The organism is Marinobacter sp. EhC06, assembly GCF_001650915.1.
GTDB lineage: Bacteria > Pseudomonadota > Gammaproteobacteria > Pseudomonadales > Oleiphilaceae > Marinobacter.
In genome coordinates, this window is sequence record NZ_LXYO01000012.1 from 25770 (window position 1) to 43384 (window position 17615).

Sequence of the window (17615 nt, forward strand, 5' to 3'; positions counted from 1 at the left end):
CCACGTTGAAATCGGAGTCAGCAATGAACGAAGCAATGTTTTCCCAGATCGCCATGCTGGTGTTTCTGACCGGCCTGATTGTCTGGATGGGTTTCATCGTCTGGGATCTGGCCAAGAAATCCCAGGCCGGCAAGTTCGGCACCATCGCACTATTTACGGTGCTGGGCGCCGGCGTTGTGGGCTTTATCGTTAAAACCGTACTCGTAGAGATCATGCAAATATGAAAGACAAGGACCAGCCCTGATGTGGTTTCGCAACGCCCGCGTATTCCGATTTACCAAACCCTTTGATATCTCTGCCGAAGAGCTGGAAGAAAAGCTCCAGGCCGATGCCTTCAAGCCCTGCGGACCTCAGGAAACCAGCCGCCAGGGCTGGGTTCCGCCCCTGGGCAAGCATGGCGAACAACTGGTTCACAGTGCCAACGGCTATCACCTGATTGCCCTGCGCAAGGAGGAAAAGATTCTTCCCGGCCCGGTGGTGAAAGAAGCGGTTGAGGAGAAGGCCGAAGCCATCGAGTTCGAGCAGGGCCGGAAGGTCCGGCGCAAAGAAAAGGACGAAATCAAGGAACAGGTAATGCTGGAGATGCTGCCCCAGGCCTTCTCCAAGAACCGCCGCTCCTTTGCCTACCTCGCCCCCCAGGACGGTGTTCTGGTGGTGGACGCGGGTTCCGCCAAGCAGGCGGAAGATCTGGCCTCGACTCTGCGCAAGAGCCTCGGATCGCTGCCGGTTCGTCCACCCGCGGTGGAACAGGCACCTGCTTTCACCTTTACCGGTTGGCTGAACGAATCCATCGACCTGCCCGGCAAGGTGGTTCTGGGCACTGAATGCGAACTCAAGGATCCGTCTGAAGATGGCGGCGTGGTGCGCTGCAAAGGCCTGGACCTGAAAGCCGATGAAATCCGCAACCATCTGGATGCGGGCATGCAGGTGACCAAGCTGTCCCTGACCTGGGACGACAACGTCTCCTTTGTGCTGGATGAAGAACTGGGCATCCGTCGCCTCAAGTTCGGCGAAACACTTCAGGATCAACTGGATGATGTCGACGTGGACGACCACGCTGCCAAGTTTGATGCGGCTTTCACGCTCATGACCCTTGAGCTGTCCCGGCTGATTCCAGGGCTCCTGGAAGCGCTCGGCGGCGAAGATCGCTCTGCGATTGTCGAAGAGTAGTGCCGTAAATCCGGGTCAGATACCCGCTTTATCTGACCCGGCCTCCCTTGCGCTCTTCAGTGGGCACTCTTTCCCAGCCGCTCTCTCTGCCAGTCTTTTTCCGGTTCGTTCAGGACCAGCCGCAGATCCATCACTTCCTCTTCGGTATTGAACTTGATTTCAAAGCCCAGATGTTCCGCCAGCTGCAACATGGGACGATTATCCGGCAGCACATTGCCCACCATTTCCACGGTACCCCTGGCCCGACAGTAATCGATCATCTTTTGCATCAAGGCAACGCCGAGGCCTTCGCCCTTCATTTTATCGTGCACCATGACCGCGAACTCGCATTGCAGGTTATCGGCATCGGTCCAGGTGCGCACGGTTCCGAGGGTTTCCTCGCCTTCCCCGTCTTCCCTGGGCGCGTTGGCAATAAAAACCATCTCCCGGTCGTAATCGATTTGCACCATCTGGGCTACGTCTTCGCGAGAGAAATGCTTGCGATACTGGAAGAACCGGTAACGAATGGATTCCGGCGACTGCAACTCATGGAACGCCCGATGGGCAGGCTCATCTTCCGCCAGTACCGGTCGAATGATGACCCGGCGCCCGGATTTGGGCAAAACAATCCATTCCTCCAGTTCCCGCGGGTAAGGCTGAATAATCGGCCGCCCCGGCTTGTCGGCCAGATTGATGGCAATATTGACAGCCACGGCCCCCTGCTCGTTGAACAGCAAGGGCGAGATCTCAAGCCCCTTGATTTCCGGAATGTCGATAACGATCTGTGAGAGGGTGACCAGGGTCTCGGACACCGCGCGGATATCCTCCTCCGGCTTCAGGCTGTGTTCTTTCAGCAGCTTGTACATGTAGGTACGGCGCAGAAGCTCACGGGCCAACACCATGTTCAATGGCGGCAGTGCGATCTGACGATCGGTCATCACGTTGATCTGGGCGCCAGCTGCACCACAAACCACCAGGGGCCCAAACAATGCGTCCCGGGTAATGCCGACACTGAACTCGATCCCACCCACGTGCTGGTAGGAACGCTGAACCGCAAACCCTAGAAATCCACTTTCCGGGAAATGGCTCTTGTATTCCTCCATCAGGTAGCGGCACGAATCCATGATGGCCGCCTCGCTGTTCAGTTTCTGGACCGTACCCTTGTAACGACGCTGGGTCGGACTCAGGTCCAGAAAAGGATGGCACGCCTGCTCATGAATGATGGTGATGTCGATGGGGCGCCGCTCAACCGCAAATACCTCCAGCACCTCTTCCATATCGTCGCAGTACATGGTTTCGATGGTGCTGATCCCGTAGTCCCGCACCAGATCCCGCGCTTCCCGGTTCGACAGGTGATACCGACCTGCTCGAAGGGCCCTGTTGACCACATGACGGGTATGGGTGCGGTCTGCAAAGTGATCGGTAAAGGATTCCGGCGTTTCCGTAAGCAGCCGCTGAACCCGCTGGTGACGAACATGTTGCATGAATGCCATCACGGCTTTTTCGGGATTGAAGAACGACGGCAGCCCGGCCCGGTAAAACTCTTCCCGCGCATCCATGACCGTACTCTGGCCGAGCCAGCAGGTGAACACATTCAGACGTGTGCCCTTGGACGCCTGCACAACCGCGTCCGCAATCTGCAGGCTGTCCTCCGTCAGACTCGGGGCATACATCACCAGAACGTTTGCCACTTCCGGATCCTTTGCCAGGATCTTGATGGCCTGGCCGTAAAGTTCCGGCGAGGCATCGTAGTTAAGGTCAATGGGGTTTTTACGGGTCCAGTAAGGTGGCAGCAGCTCGGCCAGGTTCTCAATGCTGGATTTCGACAGCTCTGCCAGTTCACCACCAAGATCGGCCAACCGGTCCACGGCCAACACCCCGGGGCCGACCCCATTGGCCATGATCGCCAGGGTTTCGCGGCGCAGGGGACGCATCCGCGTCAATGTCTCGAGCGCATCAAACATCTGGCCAAGGCCATCCACCCGGAGCACACCTGCCCTCTGAAGCATGGCGTCGTAGATCGGATCGCTGCGTTTCAGGCCATCAGGGAGGTCGTGGGGAAACCACTCCGACTCCGGTACCCGACCGGACTTCACCGCAATCACCGGCTTGGTGCGGGACGCCACCCGAACCGCCGACATGAAGCGGCGGGCATTGGGAATGTTTTCGATGTGCAGGAGAATCGCACGGGTCTGTGTATCCTGCGCCAGGTAGTCGATCAGGTCGTCGTGATCGATATCCATGCCATCGCCCAGGGTCAGGAAATAGGAAAACCCCACACCACGGGCGAATGCCCAGTCTATGACCGAACTGGCGATGGTGCCCGACTGGCCAACGAAGGCAACCCGGCCAGGGATGGCGCCCATATGGGCGTAGGTAGCGTTCAGGCTGCGTGCCGGGACCATCAGGCCAATGGTGTTGGGGCCCAGTACCCGGATTCCGGTCTCCCGGGCCGCTTCACGAACGGAATACATCAGGGGCTGGCCGGTTTTACTGTGAGTACGTGACATGCCACCGGTCATAACGATCGCGGTGCGCACCCCGGCCTCCCCCAGCCGCTTGATGGTCTTGGCCACGGTATCCGGCGGCGTACAGATGATTGCCAGGTCCGGGGAAAATTCCATTTTCGAGACTTTCTTGACGCAGGGCACCCCGTGCACGTTGTCGTAATCGTTCTGGTTAACCACCAGTAACCGGCCGGGATAACCGCCCCCCATCAGGTTCCGCAACACCATACCGCCAAGGTTGTCTGCCCGCTCCGACGCACCGATCACCGCAATGGACGCGGGATTAAACAGGCTCTCCAGATACCGGGTGCTCAAGCTGACTCTCCTTTGTATGCGGCCGGCAGACCGTTGGGAAATAAATGTAATAAAACAGGTTACTTATGAGTGTAACTCTTATCTTAGGCCTTGATACCCCGATGTGAAATGACTATCGCCGTTATAAGACCAAAGAAACACGGCATCGTGCAGTTTTCCCTGATAAGCTTGAAGAAAATATAAGCATATCGAAGGCAGTCCGAGACGTATGACCACGGCATTCTTTTCCCACGATGACTTCATGAAACACAACATGGGGCCGGAACATCCGGAAAGCCCTGAGCGGCTGGCGGCCATCATCAGCTACCTTGCTGATACTGGCCTGGACCAGAAGCTGGACTGGGTGCGGCCGGAAGAAATCACCCGTGATCAGCTTCTGATGGTGCATCCGGAAAAATATCTCCATCAACTGGACCTGATGCAACCGACCCGCGGCCGCGTGTTTACCGACCCGGACACGGCCATGATGCCCGACACCCTTCGAGCCGCTCGTCTGGCAGCTGGTGCCAATATCCAGGCCGTGGATATGGTCATGAGCAGCCAGGTTACCAACGCGTTTGTGTGTGCCCGGCCGCCCGGGCACCATGCCGAGCGGGCGAAATCCATGGGGTTCTGTTTTTACAACAACGTTGCCCTGGCCGCGATGCGCGCCCTCACCTTTCATCATTTGGAGCGGGTCGCGATCATCGATTTCGACGTGCACCAGGGCAATGGCACCGTAGACATTGTCAGTGGCGACGAGCGTATCCTGATGTGCTCAAGCTTCCAGCATCCCTTCTACCCGCACTCCCACGTGCACCGGCAGGCCGACAACATCGTGAATATTCCGATTGAGGCAAACTGTTCGTCTGAAGAGTACCGTAAGCAGGTGGAGGCGGGATGGCTGAAGCGCCTGAATGAATTCAAACCGCAGTTGATCCTGATTTCGGCGGGTTTTGATGCCCACCGGCTGGATCCGATGGCAGAACTGAATCTGGATACGGAAGATTATCGCTGGCTAACGGAAATGATTGTGGGTGTCGCCAGTGAGCACAGCAATGACCGGATCATTTCAACCCTGGAGGGCGGGTACCATCTGCGGGCCCTGGCGGAAAGCGTCAATGCCCACCTGGAAGTACTGGATTCGGTTTACTGACGCCAATCAGCCCCTGGGTTCGCCGCCATAGCCGTTAGCCTGCTGCAGTTCCGGGCGGTCACCGGCCCGTTGCAGGCGGATATTGGTGCGGCGGTTATCGGCGGGCCGGCTGGATACCGGGTACTGGTCGCCGTGAGCCCGAACGGTAATCATGTTTTCATCAATACCGCTCGCCTTGAGGTAGTCGGCCACCACATTGGCGCGATCTTCGGAAAGCGCACGGTTGTCGATCCGGCTGCCAATACTGTCACTATGACCATCCACGAAAATCCGCTCAACCGTGGAATCTGCGTTCACATAAGCGACGATGTTATCCAGTAGTTGCCTGTCGGCATCGGACAATTGCGTGCTGCCACTGGCAAAGGGCACCCTCGAGCGCTGGATCTGATCAAAGTTTACCGGCAGAAGATTGGACGTACAGCGCTGATAACGCTGGTACTCGCCGGCAAAGTTGATGTTGGAGACCTGAACACGCACCGGGCGGCCATCAAACCACGACTCCCTGGTTACCGTCGGGCGCATCCCGTCCAGAAGTCCATGGGCGACCACGAACGCCTGACGGGTATCCAGCGAGACCTGACGGCGATCATCCGATACATTTACCGTTCCCAGGGGCTTCGGCGCCACACCCGGACGCCAGGCCGGTGCCTCGACCACAAGGCTGCCGCGCCCTGGTCGCATCAATGCAGAATCAGACTCCAGGAAAAAGCTGAGACTTTCACCGGCGCGATGATTGAACACCGCCCGACCGTAGCCGGGAACTTCGTGCACCAGCCGGCATTCAAATACCGACTCGGCGAGATACCACTGGCTGTTCTCAATTCCGGCGCCATAGCTGGCAGCCTGCGCGGTTGCCGGCAGAAGCGCCACGGGCAACGTGGCAACCAGCAGAGTATTCAGGAGTTGTCCGGGGCGAAATCCCATAGAGCTAGCCATCAGTGTCCGGAGTTAGCAGAGTCAGACTGTTTAACGGCCTGAGCCGGAAGTTCTTTAGCCACCAACCGGAAAACAATCACCCGCGCCTTCTGGTATAATTCGCCAAATTTTTTCAGCTCCCAGAGAACCGGGCACAAGCTCGCCCCGCCAAAGGTATTTCGGACAAACGCCATGACAGACAAGCTCACGCTCACACGCCCCGACGACTGGCACCTTCACGTACGGGACGGCGACATTCTCAAGGACGTGGTACCGGCTACGGCCGCCTGCTTCGGTCGCGCCATCATCATGCCCAACCTGGTACCGCCAGTTACCACCGCAGCCGATGCCACAGCCTACCGGGAGCGCATTCTGGCGGCTGCCAATGGCACCGAGTTCGAGCCGTTGATGACGCTGTATCTGACCGAGAGCATGACGGCGCAGACCATCCGGGATGCCAGGGCTGCCGGCGTTGTGGCTGCCAAGCTTTACCCGGCCGGAGCAACGACCAATTCCGACTCCGGCGTGAAGGATATCCGCAACATCTACCCGGTTCTGGAAGCCATGGCCGATTGTGGCATGCTGCTGCTGGTACACGGAGAGGTAACCGATGCCGATATCGACATTTTTGACCGGGAAAAGGTATTTCTGGAGCGTGTCCTGGCACCCACTCTCGAGGCTTTCCCGAACCTGAAGGTTGTACTGGAACATATCACCACGGCCGATTCCGCAGAGTTTGTCCGGCAGCACACCGGTGACAACCTCGGTGCGACTTTGACGCCCCAGCACCTTATGTACAACCGCAACCACATGCTGGTAGGCGGCATTCGACCGCATCTCTATTGCCTGCCAATCCTGAAGCGTAACCGCCATCAACAGGCGCTCAGGGACGCGGTGGCCAGCGGCGACAAACGCTTTTTCCTCGGCACGGATTCCGCCCCTCATTCAAAGGATCGCAAAGAGGCAGCCTGCGGTTGCGCTGGCTGTTACTCGGCCTACGGCGCAATCGGCCTGTATGCGGATATTTTCGAAGAGCTTGGCATCCTGGATAAACTTGAAGCATTCGCCAGTTTCAACGGACCGGATTTCTATGGCCTACCGCGGAATACCGATACCATCACCCTGATTCGTGCCCCCTGGACCATGCCGGCAGAGCTGCCGCTGGCTGACGGAACCATCGTGCCCCTCAAGGCTGGTGAAACCGTTCACTGGAAACTGGCGTAAACCTGACTTATTCCTTCTCACACACGGCCAAGACCGGAGCTTGAGTGACTGACGAAAACAAACCACCGCATCCCATGTCCCGTCGCTTTCGCGGGTTTCTGCCTGTTGTAGTCGACGTGGAAACCGCTGGCTTCAATCCCGAGCGGGACGCCCTGCTGGAAGTGGCGGCAGTGATACTGACCATGGACGACGACGGCTGGGTGCGGCGCGCTGAGACCCACGTTCAGCAGATCGATCCTTTCGAAGGCGCTAATCTGGAGCAGTCCGCCCTTGATTTCACCGGTATTGATCCGTGGAATCCGGAGCGAGAAGCGGTGCCCGAGCGGGAAGGACTCAGCGAGATCTTCAGCCCCATTCGCAAGGCGGTGAAGAACCACGATTGCAAGCGAGCCGTCCTGGTGGGCCACAACGCCACCTTTGACCATAACTTCATCTTTGCAGCCGCGCTGCGGGCCGATATCCGTCGTAACCCGTTCCATCCTTTCTCAACCTTCGATACTGCCACGCTGGCCGGCCTGGCCTATGGCCACACGGTTCTGGCACAGGCCTGCAAACTCGCGGGCATTCCGTTCAGCAACAAGGAAGCCCATTCCGCCGCCTATGACGCGGAAAAAACCGCAGACCTGTTCTGCGGCATTGTGAATCGCTGGAAAGAACTGGGCGGCTTTCCGCCTCCGGTGATCCCCGAAGAGACCGAGTAACCGCCATAAAAAAACCCGCTGAAGCGGGTTTTTTTATGTGTGCCAGGCATAATTGTGGAAGGCACGCCTCGTACTCAGCTGACTTTAAAGCGGGACAGAGAATCCTTGAGCTGATGAGACAACTCCGCCAAGTCACCACTGGCTTCGGAGATCTGGACCATGGCCTGTTTGGTCTCCAAGGACTTTTCAGCAATTGTGGATACGTTGCGCGTTACTTCTTCGGCCGTGGCTGATTGCTCTTCGGAAGCCGTAGCAATCTGCTCCGCCATACCGGACATCCGGGCAACCTCTTCCACTGCCTCGCGAAGCTGCAACACTACGGTTCCTGCCCGCTCAGAAATACCTCTGGCCTGGGTGCTGCAGCGGGTAACCACCTTTGAAGCACGCTCCGAAGAATTGACCAGAGTTTCGATGGAACTACTGATCTCCTCGGTCGCCTTCTGGCTGTTCTGGGCCAGGCTGCGCACCTCATCCGCGACCACCGCGAAGCCCCTGCCCTGTTCACCGGCCCGGGCCGCTTCAATAGCGGCATTCAGAGCCAGCAAGTTAGTCTGGTCGGCGATGGACTTTATCGAATCCAGAACCCTGGTGATGGATTCCATATTCTTTCGCAAGTCCTCTATGCCGGCTTCTGCTTCCTCCAGTTCCCTGGCCATAGCACGGGTGTCCTCAGCGGAGGATTCCACCTCGGTGGCGCTGCGGCTGACCGCCTCATCAGTGCGCCGGGCGGCGGCTGCCGATTCCGAGGTATTCTGGGACACCTCGCTGATGGCAGAGGACATTTCTTCAATGGCCGACGCCACCTGCTCAGTCTGCTCTGCCTGCTGATTCACACTGTCCAGGGTCTGCGAGGTGGTACCGGACAACTGTTCAGATGCACTGGCCTGGCGCTGGGACGCTTCTTCAACCTTGAAGATCACTTCTTTCAGGTCTGACACCATCTTGAGCATGGAGCCGTATACGCCCGTGGCATTGTCACTGTCGGACGAATCAATGACCAGGTTACCTGCAGCTACCTGTTCCGCCAGTGCCTGCAATTCGGACGGGTCTTTACCGAGGGGTTTCATGATCCGCACTGCGGTCCAGACCGCCACGGCCGCCACGGCCAAGAGCACAATAGCAATGGCTATCGCCGCCAGCGTCCACATTTCACGCACCGGCGCCAGGGCCTCGTCTTCGCTGATCTCCGCCACCAGCGCCCAGTTCAGCCCGCCTACGGTAACTGGCCTGTGGGCGGAAAACACTGGCTCGCCACGGTAGGACGTAACCACGCCTTCACCGGAATTTCCGGCCAGGGCCTCATCCACCGATGTCGAACTAATGCGTCCATTCTCCGGGTCGGCAAAGGAAGCGACAACACTGCGGTTTTCCGGATCCAGGTAGGAGTCTGACCGCATCAGGTTATCCGGCCCCACCAGATAGGCATCCCCGGTTTCGCCCATGCCATCTCGTTCCATCATGATGTTGTTCAGGCTGTCGATGGGGAACTGGAAGGCCAGCACGGCCAGCCGCTCATCTTTTTCGGAATATATGGGGGTTGCCACAAATCCGGCGGGCGCACCGTAGGACGGTACATACCGAGTAAAATCAACAAAAGTCGGAGCAGTATCCTGTCCGTCAGACATCGCCTGACGATAAGCTGCCGCCAGGCCAGAATCCGCGTAAGGACCGTCTTTCAGGGAGGTAGCGAAATCCACCTCTTTGGCTACGGAATAGATAACGTGGCCTGTATCAGCATCAATGAGATAAATATCGTAGTAGCCGAACGCCTCCTGAAACTCCTTGAACGAGGTGTGCCACTGTTTGTGAAGCGTGTTATAAAACTGCGCGATATGGACGTCAGCCGATACCAATTCGTCTTTCTGCCCCACAGGATTCGGGTTGTCCACGATGTAACCCATCTGCAGAGCCAGGCTGTTTTTGCTGAGGGATGCAACGAAGTCCGAGGCTGAACGTCCTTTAGCACCACCATTTTGCTGCAAGGGTGGCAAAAAATTCTGCTGGTAATAAGCCTCGACGTTTTCTCGTAAGGTCGACTGCTCCTCTTGTACCAGTTTTTCATAATTCTGGAATGCCAAACCAAACCCCTGGGCCGCCGTTCGGGTCCCGCGATTATTGGCCATGGCTTTCAGCTGCCGGGCAATAGTGCTGAGATAATCTTCAACACTATGCTGCTTATTGGTAGCCGCAATAGAGAGTTGTTGCAACGCCTGTTCCGTCAGGCTCTGTCGGGCAATTTCGGCGTTAAAAAATGAGATGGCAATGACGGGAAGCAGGCCAACCAGCAGCAAAGTCAGCAAAAGACGTTTCTTGAGAGTCATCAATAGCCCTTCTTTTATATTGTTCTTATGTTAAACATCGGCTATCGGCTGGTTTTCTTTAGCCCAGAACACTCTATAAAAGAGGCGAATCTCGTTTAACCCATTAATATGGGAGGGGAAATAACTCCCCCTCCCACTCGATTCGGGGGCAACTGCGTTACCAGTAGATGCCCCGCATGATGGCGGCGAAAGCCACCTGCTCGCTGGACACCTTCGGCTTCTCCCCGGAACGGCTACCGGCGGCGGCCGGTGAATCCGGGAACATCCGGTAACCGGTGTTCATGACGATCTCGGCCATCTTGGGCGCCAGGGCATGAAGCACCTGGGCAAAGATACCCAAACGGGTAGCGATTCGCTTCGGCCGGTAGACGATGGCATCAGCAACCATGGTCGCAGCCTCGTCCGGCGTTAGCGTGGGGACAGAATCGTAGATCTTGGTTGGCGCAATCATCGGCGTTTTCACCAGCGGCATGTTAATGGTGGTGAACGTGACATTGCGATCCGACCATTCCGAAGCGGCGCAGCGGCTGAAGGCATCCAGCGCGGATTTGGAAGCCACGTAAGCCGAGAACCTGGGAGCGTTGGTCAACACACCGATGGACGAGATGTTGACCACGTGACCGCGGCGATTCTCTAGCATCTTGGGCGCAAAGCCCATGATCAGACGAACGGAACCAAAGTAGTTCAGTTGCATGGTGCGCTCGAAATCGTGGAAGCGGTCGAACGACAGATCCAGTGAACGGCGAATCGAGCGCCCGGCGTTGTTGACCAGCACGTCGACCTGGCCATGGTTATCCAACACGGTCTTCACGAACTCGTCGCAGGCATCCATGTCGGAAAAATCGCAGGGATAGGCGTGTACGCTTGCGCCCCGGGACTCCAGCTCTGCGGCCACTTCCTTCAGGCGCTCGAGTTTGCGGGCACCGATCACGAGGATCGCGCCGGCGTCTGCCAGTTTCTGGGCAGTTGCAAGACCAATACCAGATGTAGCACCGGTCACCACACAGACGCGACCTTCAACCGTGCCCTTGAGCGTGCGGTCCTTGAACAGGTCCGGATCCAGATTGCGCTCCCAGTAATCCCAGATCACCGGCGCGTAGTCCGGCAGGCGGGGCACTTCAATGCCGGTGCCTTTCAGAACGCGCTCGGTTTCGCGGGCGTCAAAACGGGTCGGGTAATTGATGAACGACATCACGGATGGCGGAATGCCCATGTCATCAAGAATGGCCGACGTCAGACGCTTCACCGGTGGCAGGTTCTTCAAGCTCTGGCGAATGAATGGCGGAATAAAGCCGAACATGCGGGAATCGATCCGCATCCCCATCCGGGGTGCGTGACCAGCCTCGCTGAAGATGTTGAGAATTTCGCCAACCTTGTACGGATCGGTATCCACCAGGTGGAAGCACTTGCCGTCTTCACCCTCGAGATGAGCAATGTGATCCATGGCGTTAACCACGAAATCCACCGGCACAATGTTCAGACGCCCACCCTCGACACCAATGGTCGGAACCCACTGGGGCAGCGCGTGGCGGATTTTCTGAATCATTTTGAAGAAATAGTAGGGGCCATCCACCTTGTCCATTTCACCGGTAGAGGTATGCCCAATCACCATGCCCGGGCGGTAAATGCGGAAGGGAACCTTGCATTCCTCACGAACGACCTTTTCAGATTCGTGCTTGGTCCGCAGATACGGATGATCCAGCTTCTCGGCTTCCTCGAACATGTCTTCGCGGAAGATTCCCTTGAACAGACCGGCAGCCGCAATGGAAGAAACGTGATGGAAGTGCTTGGCGCCCATCGCTTCCGCAGCATTCACCGCAGCGCGGGTGCCCTCGATATTGGTCGCCTGCTGGGCTTCTTCATCTGCGCCCATATCGTACACGGCGGCGAGGTGAAAGAAGTGGTCGATTTTCCCTTTCAGGGCTTTCATCGTCTTGGCGTCGATGCCCAGATTCTTGCTGGTCAGGTCGCCTATGACGGCCTTCACCTGGGTTTCATCCGCGCCCCAGCGCTCACGCAATTTGTCCAGCTTGTCCTGGGATTGTTCACGCACCAATACGTGGACAGTGCCACCACGTGCCAGAAGCTTCTCCACCAGGAAACGGCCAATAAATCCGGTGCCACCCGTCAGGAAATAATTCATCAATCTTCCACCCTGCCTGTTGCTCTGTTGTTGTCTATCCATGCCGGCACCCATACGACTAAAGTCTTAGAGTTTTCCGGAAACGCCGGCATTGTACTTAATTGCAACCTTCATGTATCGAACTTTTTTAGAGCTTTTACTCTGTAACCCTTTGTTTTGTATAGAGCTATTACTCTAAATTTCTGACCCGACAAGCGGGACATGCCTGTCCGGTTCGTCGACACAATGTTTTTGAGACTAGCACAGGAATTGCCCCGTGCATGCTCAATTTCCGGATTACCACAATGCAATGAAAGCGCCCGCCAGCAATGACATAATCGGGAACTTATCGCGCCTTTTGGCATCTCTTGTTTTCACAGGAACACCGACCTTCGGAACCCCTACTATGCAGAAAGACAATCCCAACGCGGAACGCTACATTTCGATTGCCCGGGCCTGCCTGAAGGCCATCAACGACACAGCCGATAACGCTGGTTCACGGGAAGAGAAAATTCAGGCGGTCTACGAGGCCATCGACAAGGCCTTCCAGGCCGAGTTCGCCGATTATCGCCAGTCCGTCGCCATTATGGCCACGGTTCTCGAGCGTATTGCCTCGGGCCAGCTGGACAGTGAGAAAGCCGCAGACCTGGCACGTAAAACACTTGACCAGCAGCCTGAAAGCACCCGCAACGCGCTGATGCACTGATTCGCAAACCTCTTCTCCGGATCCCAGAGGGCCTATGAACACACGTACCGTCAGGAAGAACTCCATGCAGAACCCGATCTCACGCCTGTTTTCCCTGCTCATACTTTTGCTGTTCAGCACCCTTGCTCTTTCTGCGCAGATTCCGGAGAAGAGCCCCAATGACGACAACCAGTACCGGTTCATCGAACTGGACAACGGCCTGAAGGTCATTCTGGTGTCTGATGAGGATGCAGACAAAGCGGCGGCCTCAATGAACGTTGCTGTTGGTAGCGGAGATGATCCGGCGGAGCGCGAAGGCCTCTCCCACTTCCTCGAGCACATGCTTTTCCTCGGGACCGAGAAATACCCCGATCCGGGCGAGTACCAGCAGTTCATCAAGAGCCACGGTGGCCAGCACAATGCCTTCACCGCGTTCCAGGACACGAACTACTTCTTCGATGTTCAGGCCGAATTTCTGGAACCGGCACTGGATCGGTTCGCCCAGCAATTTTCCGCGCCCCTATTTACCGCCGAACTGGTGGATCGTGAGCGCAACGCTGTGCACTCGGAGTTCAGCGCCAAACAGAAAGACGATGGTCGACGCTTCTATTCCGTCAAGAAGGCCGTTAGCAATCCGGATCACGCCTTCAGTCACTTTGCCGTCGGAAACCTGAGCACCCTTGAGAATACGGAAGCAAATCCCCTTCGGCCGGACCTGATCGAGTTCTGGAAGCAGCATTACTCCTCGAACATCATGAGCCTGGCGGTTTACGGGCCCCAAACCCTGGACGAACTGGAATCCATGGTGCGAGGGCGGTTCGATGCCATTGAAAACCGCAACCTTGAGACCAAGCGTCACGTCGCCAGCCTGTACCGCTCAGATGAGCTGCCAGCGAAGGTCACAGCAGAAGCACTCAAGGACGTTCGAAGCCTGTCGCTCACCTTCCCTATTCCATCCCAAGAAGCGAACTACCGCACCAAACCCGCCAGCTACGTGGCCAACCTGCTCGGCCACGAGGGCCCGGGCAGCCTGTTCGATGTTCTGAAACGGGCCGGTCTGGCGGAAAGCCTCTCCGCAGGTCTGGGCATGGATACCGGCGAGAACGCCACCCTGGAAATCAGCATCTCACTGACACCGGAAGGGCTGTCGCGCCACGAGGACATTCTGCCGTTGGTGTTTGATTACATTGAGAAGATTCGCCAGAAAGGGATCAGCGAGCAACGTTTCCTGGAAATGCAGAACCTGGCACGCATTGACTTCCGGTTCCGCGAGCAGGGCAACCCCATGCATGAAGCCATGCGCCTCTCTCGATACCTGCAGGACTACCCCCCGGAAGACGTCCTGCGGGCGCCCTGGCTGGTCAAGCGCTTTGCGCCAGAGCAGTACCGCGACATTCTGGACAGGCTGACGCCGGACAACCTCCTTGCCTTCGTTCTGGCACCGGAACCAGAACTGGAGAATCCGAATCGTACCAACTGGTACGACGCCGCCTGGACCCGGGAAGCTCTCAGTCCAGAAGCGCTCAGGACTCAGAGCCTGCCAGAGCTCGCAGCCCAGTTGCGCTTGCCGCCGGAGAATCCGTTCGTGCCGGAAGATCTGGCGATGGTGTCGGGAAAAACCATGGAGCAGCCGACAAGGCTGGGCGCGCTTGAGGGGATGGATGTCTGGTTTGCCCGGGATACCCGGTTTGATACCCCGAAGGCCAACGTGTTCGTGGGTCTCCGAACGCCAGCCGCCCGCGCTTCGGCCCGCAGCTATGTGCTCACCCAGCTCCTGGTCGACGCCATCAATACCAACCTGAATGCCTGGGCATACTCCGCCAGCCTCGCGGGCCTGGATTACAGCGTTTACCCGCATCTCCGAGGTATCACGGTCCGTGTTGGCGGCTATAACGACAAACTCCATACTCTGATGAACCGGATACTGCTTCAGGTGGCCACACCGGAACTGACCGAACAACGTTTTGAGATTGCCCGGCAACAGATGATCGACGGCCTGCAAAACAAGGCCAAGGATCGCCCGGTGGAACAGACTTCGGAGTTCGTGCAGACGTCCCTCATCGAAGGCGCCTGGCCCACCGACGACAAGCTGAAGGCCGCCCGGGAAGTGACTCTCGATGAACTTCAGTCCTTCTCGGAAACCCTGCTCTCACAAGTTGACCCGGTTATGCTGGCCCATGGGAACCTCACAGAGGCCTCGGCTCTGAACCTGGCACGGCAGATTGACGCTCTTGTTCTCGGCAACAGCGAGCTGGCCCAGGTAGAGCGCAGCCAGGTACGTCAGCTGCCAGACAATGAAACGAAGGTTTCCATTGAAGTAGACCACCCGGACACCGGCTATACACTCTACATGCAGGGCGACAACACCAGCTTTGAAGAACGGGCCCGTTTCCGTCTGCTGGCCCAGATCATAAGCAGCCCTTTCTATGAAGAGATCCGCACCAACCGCCAGCTGGGCTACATCGTGTACGCGACGGCTTTCGAAATGCTGGAAACACCCGCCCTCGGGTTTGTTGTGCAGTCGCCGTCTGCCACCCGGGCGGAAATCGACCAGGCCGTTCAGGAATTCTCGAATAGCTTCGAGGAAACCCTGACAGCGCTGACACCGGAGCGCCTGGATCGGGAAAAGCAGGCTGTGATCAGCAAGCTGCTTGAGCGTGACCGGCAACTAGGCGAGATTTCCAGCCGCTACTGGCGTGAGATTGATCGCGGCATGGACAGCTTCGATTCGCGGCAGCAACTGGCCAACGCGGTAGAACAGGTCAGCCAACAGGCACTGCTTGAGACGTTCCGGAAGGCGGTTCTGGAGCGGGCCCAGAGCCTTCAGGTTGTTACCGGCGGTGATGGCCTGGAGGCGAGCCGGGCCCTGGGCAGGCTGACAGAGTTGCCGCCGGTGCCGGCCAGCTGAAAGCGCTAGCAGGTCCTCAAAAAGCGAGCCCAGTCCTCGGGCTCGTCAACATCCCAGCGGGGCTCCAGCAGACAGTAGCTGAGCCCCGATTCTTTCAGACGATCACAGGTCTGGGTCAGAACCTCCGGCGTGCCCCAGGCGATGTCGTCCAGCATCCCCTCAGCCACTCTCGAAGCGCCAATCAGGACATAGCCGCCATCGTCAGACGGGCCGAGCACGACGTCATAATCCGCCAGACATGAGACCGCCTTACGGGCGTAATCCGGGTCCACCGACGGGCAGTCACTGCCAACAATGAGGGCCCTGTCGTAATCCCGAAGAGACTGACTGAGGGCGCGGTACATCCGTTCCCCGAGCGTCCTGCCCTGCTGGACGCCCTGATGCAGACCTGCACCTTCAAGCTCTTCAACAATCGATTCGGCCTCCCCGGGTCGGTCATCCACCGGTCGGTCCCACCAGAACTCCACCGGGTAGCCCGTCGCACACAGGTTATCCAGCACCGCCAGAGTAAGTCGAATATGGGCATGAAGTGCACCTACCGGGCCTAGCTCGGGCATTAGCCGGGTCTTGACCCGCCCGGCCTCGGGCCATTTTGCAAACTGCAGGAAGACCGCCGAGGGAGAATTACTTTGAGGCATTGCGCACATCCGATCGGTAGATTTGGGCCAGAGACTCCGGCGATTCACCACGCCAGTACCGCCAGCGCAGCTGCCACATCAGAAAAATCGTTCGCCAGGCACCGTGGGTCTGCCAGCGGCGGCTATCGGTAACAACTGGATCTTTTATACAGAAAGGACGGGACACCAGGCAAAGGCGCCGTGAAAATTCCACATCTTCCATCAGCGGGATGGGCTGAAAGCCACCCAGGGCATCGAAGGCATCCCGACGCACGAACATGGCCTGGTCGCCGGTACAGATGCCGGTCAGGCGGGAGCGCTGATTCATAAACCAGGCAATGACCCGGAACAGCGGCCGCTCACCACTCAGCCGCACATCGAACCGCCCCCAGGCGCAGCGGGAATGAACGAAACTTGCGAGGTACTCGAGGGAATTTGCCGGCAGGCGCGTATCGGCATGAAGGAAGAGCAGAAGATCGCCTTTTGCTGCCGCTGCGCCGGCGTTCATCTGAAGCGCCCGTCCCTTCTCTGACACGACAACCCTGTCGCAAAGCGGCCGGGCCAGCTCAACGGTTCGATCGGTGCTGCCGCCATCAACGACAACCACCTCATGCCCCCGGGTACGAATCGGTTGCAAAGCGCGCAGGGTATCGGTAACGCCCGCCGCCTCCATCCACACAGGAACAATCACGCTTAACGAGAAAGGGTCTGGCAAAACAAACTCCGTGACAATCACCGAAACCGGGCCGCACCTTGAGCCTCAGGGCTTAGCCCGCTATCATACCGCCCTTCTCGCGATAATGCCCCCGTAGCTCATCTGGATAGAGCGTCCCCCTCCTAAGGGGAAGGTAGCAGGTTCGAGTCCTGCCGGGGGTACCAACTACCCTTCCATCAAGATCCACCAACCTCCACAACCTACCGTTTTTAAACATTTTTTACCTCACCCCTAGTCCATAAACATCCATTGAAATCCATGCTCAGCCACAACCTTTGGGGGTACATTTGGGGGTGCAAAC

13 protein-coding genes and 1 tRNA gene are annotated in these 17615 nt (G+C 57.7%); 8 read left to right on the plus strand and 6 right to left on the minus strand.

Features of this window, described 5'->3' with window-relative positions; genetic code table 11:
- Nucleotides 1-23: 23 nt before the first annotated feature.
- Together A8B84_RS06525 and rdgC are read left to right on the plus strand one after the other, a co-directional pair.
- Nucleotides 24-224, plus strand: coding sequence for a DUF2788 domain-containing protein (locus A8B84_RS06525; RefSeq protein WP_064227465.1), 201 nt, complete (start codon nt 24-26; stop codon nt 222-224).
- A gap of 19 nt (nt 225-243) precedes the next feature.
- Entirely contained in the window at nt 244-1170 is a 927-nt protein-coding gene (gene rdgC / locus A8B84_RS06530; RefSeq protein ID WP_014576673.1) for a recombination-associated protein RdgC, read from the plus strand.
- Between the two features lie 56 nt (nt 1171-1226).
- Here rdgC and A8B84_RS06535 read toward each other — a convergent pair whose 3' ends face one another.
- Complete coding sequence (locus tag A8B84_RS06535; protein ID WP_008171442.1) at nt 1227-3971, minus strand: GNAT family N-acetyltransferase; 2745 nt, start codon at nt 3969-3971, stop codon at nt 1227-1229.
- Nucleotides 3972-4179: 208 nt separating this feature from the next.
- On the opposite strand from A8B84_RS06535, the gene A8B84_RS06540 reads away from it, so the two are divergent.
- Nucleotides 4180-5106 (plus strand): histone deacetylase family protein, encoded by a 927-nt coding sequence (locus A8B84_RS06540; RefSeq protein ID WP_008171440.1) that lies wholly within the window; start codon nt 4180-4182, stop codon nt 5104-5106.
- A 6-nt stretch (nt 5107-5112) separates the two neighbouring features.
- On the opposite strand, the gene A8B84_RS06545 is transcribed toward A8B84_RS06540, so the two are convergent.
- Nucleotides 5113-6030: a flagellar protein MotY gene (locus A8B84_RS06545; protein WP_064227464.1), complete on the minus strand. Its 918-nt coding sequence runs from the start codon at nt 6028-6030 to the stop codon at nt 5113-5115.
- Between the two features lie 183 nt (nt 6031-6213).
- Here A8B84_RS06545 and pyrC point away from each other — a divergent pair, with 183 nt between their 5' ends.
- Together pyrC and rnt are read left to right on the plus strand one after the other, a co-directional pair.
- Nucleotides 6214-7245 carry a dihydroorotase gene (pyrC, locus tag A8B84_RS06550; protein ID WP_064227463.1) on the plus strand — a complete coding sequence of 344 codons (1032 nt, stop codon included), beginning with the start codon at nt 6214-6216 and terminating at the stop codon, nt 7243-7245.
- Between the two features lie 44 nt (nt 7246-7289).
- Entirely contained in the window at nt 7290-7946 is a 657-nt protein-coding gene (gene rnt / locus A8B84_RS06555; RefSeq protein ID WP_075267700.1) for a ribonuclease T, read from the plus strand.
- A 74-nt stretch (nt 7947-8020) separates the two neighbouring features.
- Here the strand turns inward: rnt and A8B84_RS06560 are convergent, their stop codons facing one another.
- The gene (locus A8B84_RS06560) at nt 8021-10267 is read right to left on the minus strand and encodes a methyl-accepting chemotaxis protein (RefSeq protein ID WP_014576668.1); all 2247 of its coding nucleotides are present in this window, start codon (nt 10265-10267) and stop codon (nt 8021-8023) included.
- A 157-nt stretch (nt 10268-10424) separates the two neighbouring features.
- Nucleotides 10425-12410, minus strand: coding sequence for an SDR family oxidoreductase (locus A8B84_RS06565; RefSeq protein WP_041645140.1), 1986 nt, complete (start codon nt 12408-12410; stop codon nt 10425-10427).
- A gap of 385 nt (nt 12411-12795) precedes the next feature.
- Between A8B84_RS06565 and A8B84_RS06570 the strand changes: the two genes are divergently transcribed.
- Together A8B84_RS06570 and A8B84_RS06575 are read left to right on the plus strand one after the other, a co-directional pair.
- Complete coding sequence (locus A8B84_RS06570; protein WP_008171428.1) at nt 12796-13095, plus strand: hypothetical protein; 300 nt, start codon at nt 12796-12798, stop codon at nt 13093-13095.
- A 64-nt stretch (nt 13096-13159) separates the two neighbouring features.
- Nucleotides 13160-15982: an insulinase family protein gene (locus tag A8B84_RS06575; RefSeq protein WP_064227461.1), complete on the plus strand. Its 2823-nt coding sequence runs from the start codon at nt 13160-13162 to the stop codon at nt 15980-15982.
- Between the two features lie 5 nt (nt 15983-15987).
- Here A8B84_RS06575 and A8B84_RS06580 read toward each other — a convergent pair whose 3' ends face one another.
- Together A8B84_RS06580 and A8B84_RS06585 are read right to left on the minus strand one after the other, a co-directional pair.
- Entirely contained in the window at nt 15988-16620 is a 633-nt protein-coding gene (locus tag A8B84_RS06580; protein WP_064227460.1) for a TIGR04282 family arsenosugar biosynthesis glycosyltransferase, read from the minus strand.
- A complete protein-coding gene (locus A8B84_RS06585) occupies nt 16607-17314 on the minus strand; it encodes a TIGR04283 family arsenosugar biosynthesis glycosyltransferase (protein WP_082905105.1) in 708 nt (235 codons plus the stop codon). The genes A8B84_RS06580 and A8B84_RS06585 overlap by 14 nt, the downstream gene beginning before the upstream one ends.
- An 87-nt stretch (nt 17315-17401) precedes the next feature.
- On the opposite strand from A8B84_RS06585, the gene A8B84_RS06590 reads away from it, so the two are divergent.
- Nucleotides 17402-17478 (plus strand) — tRNA-Arg (locus tag A8B84_RS06590).
- The last annotated feature ends 137 nt before the right edge of the window (nt 17479-17615 follow it).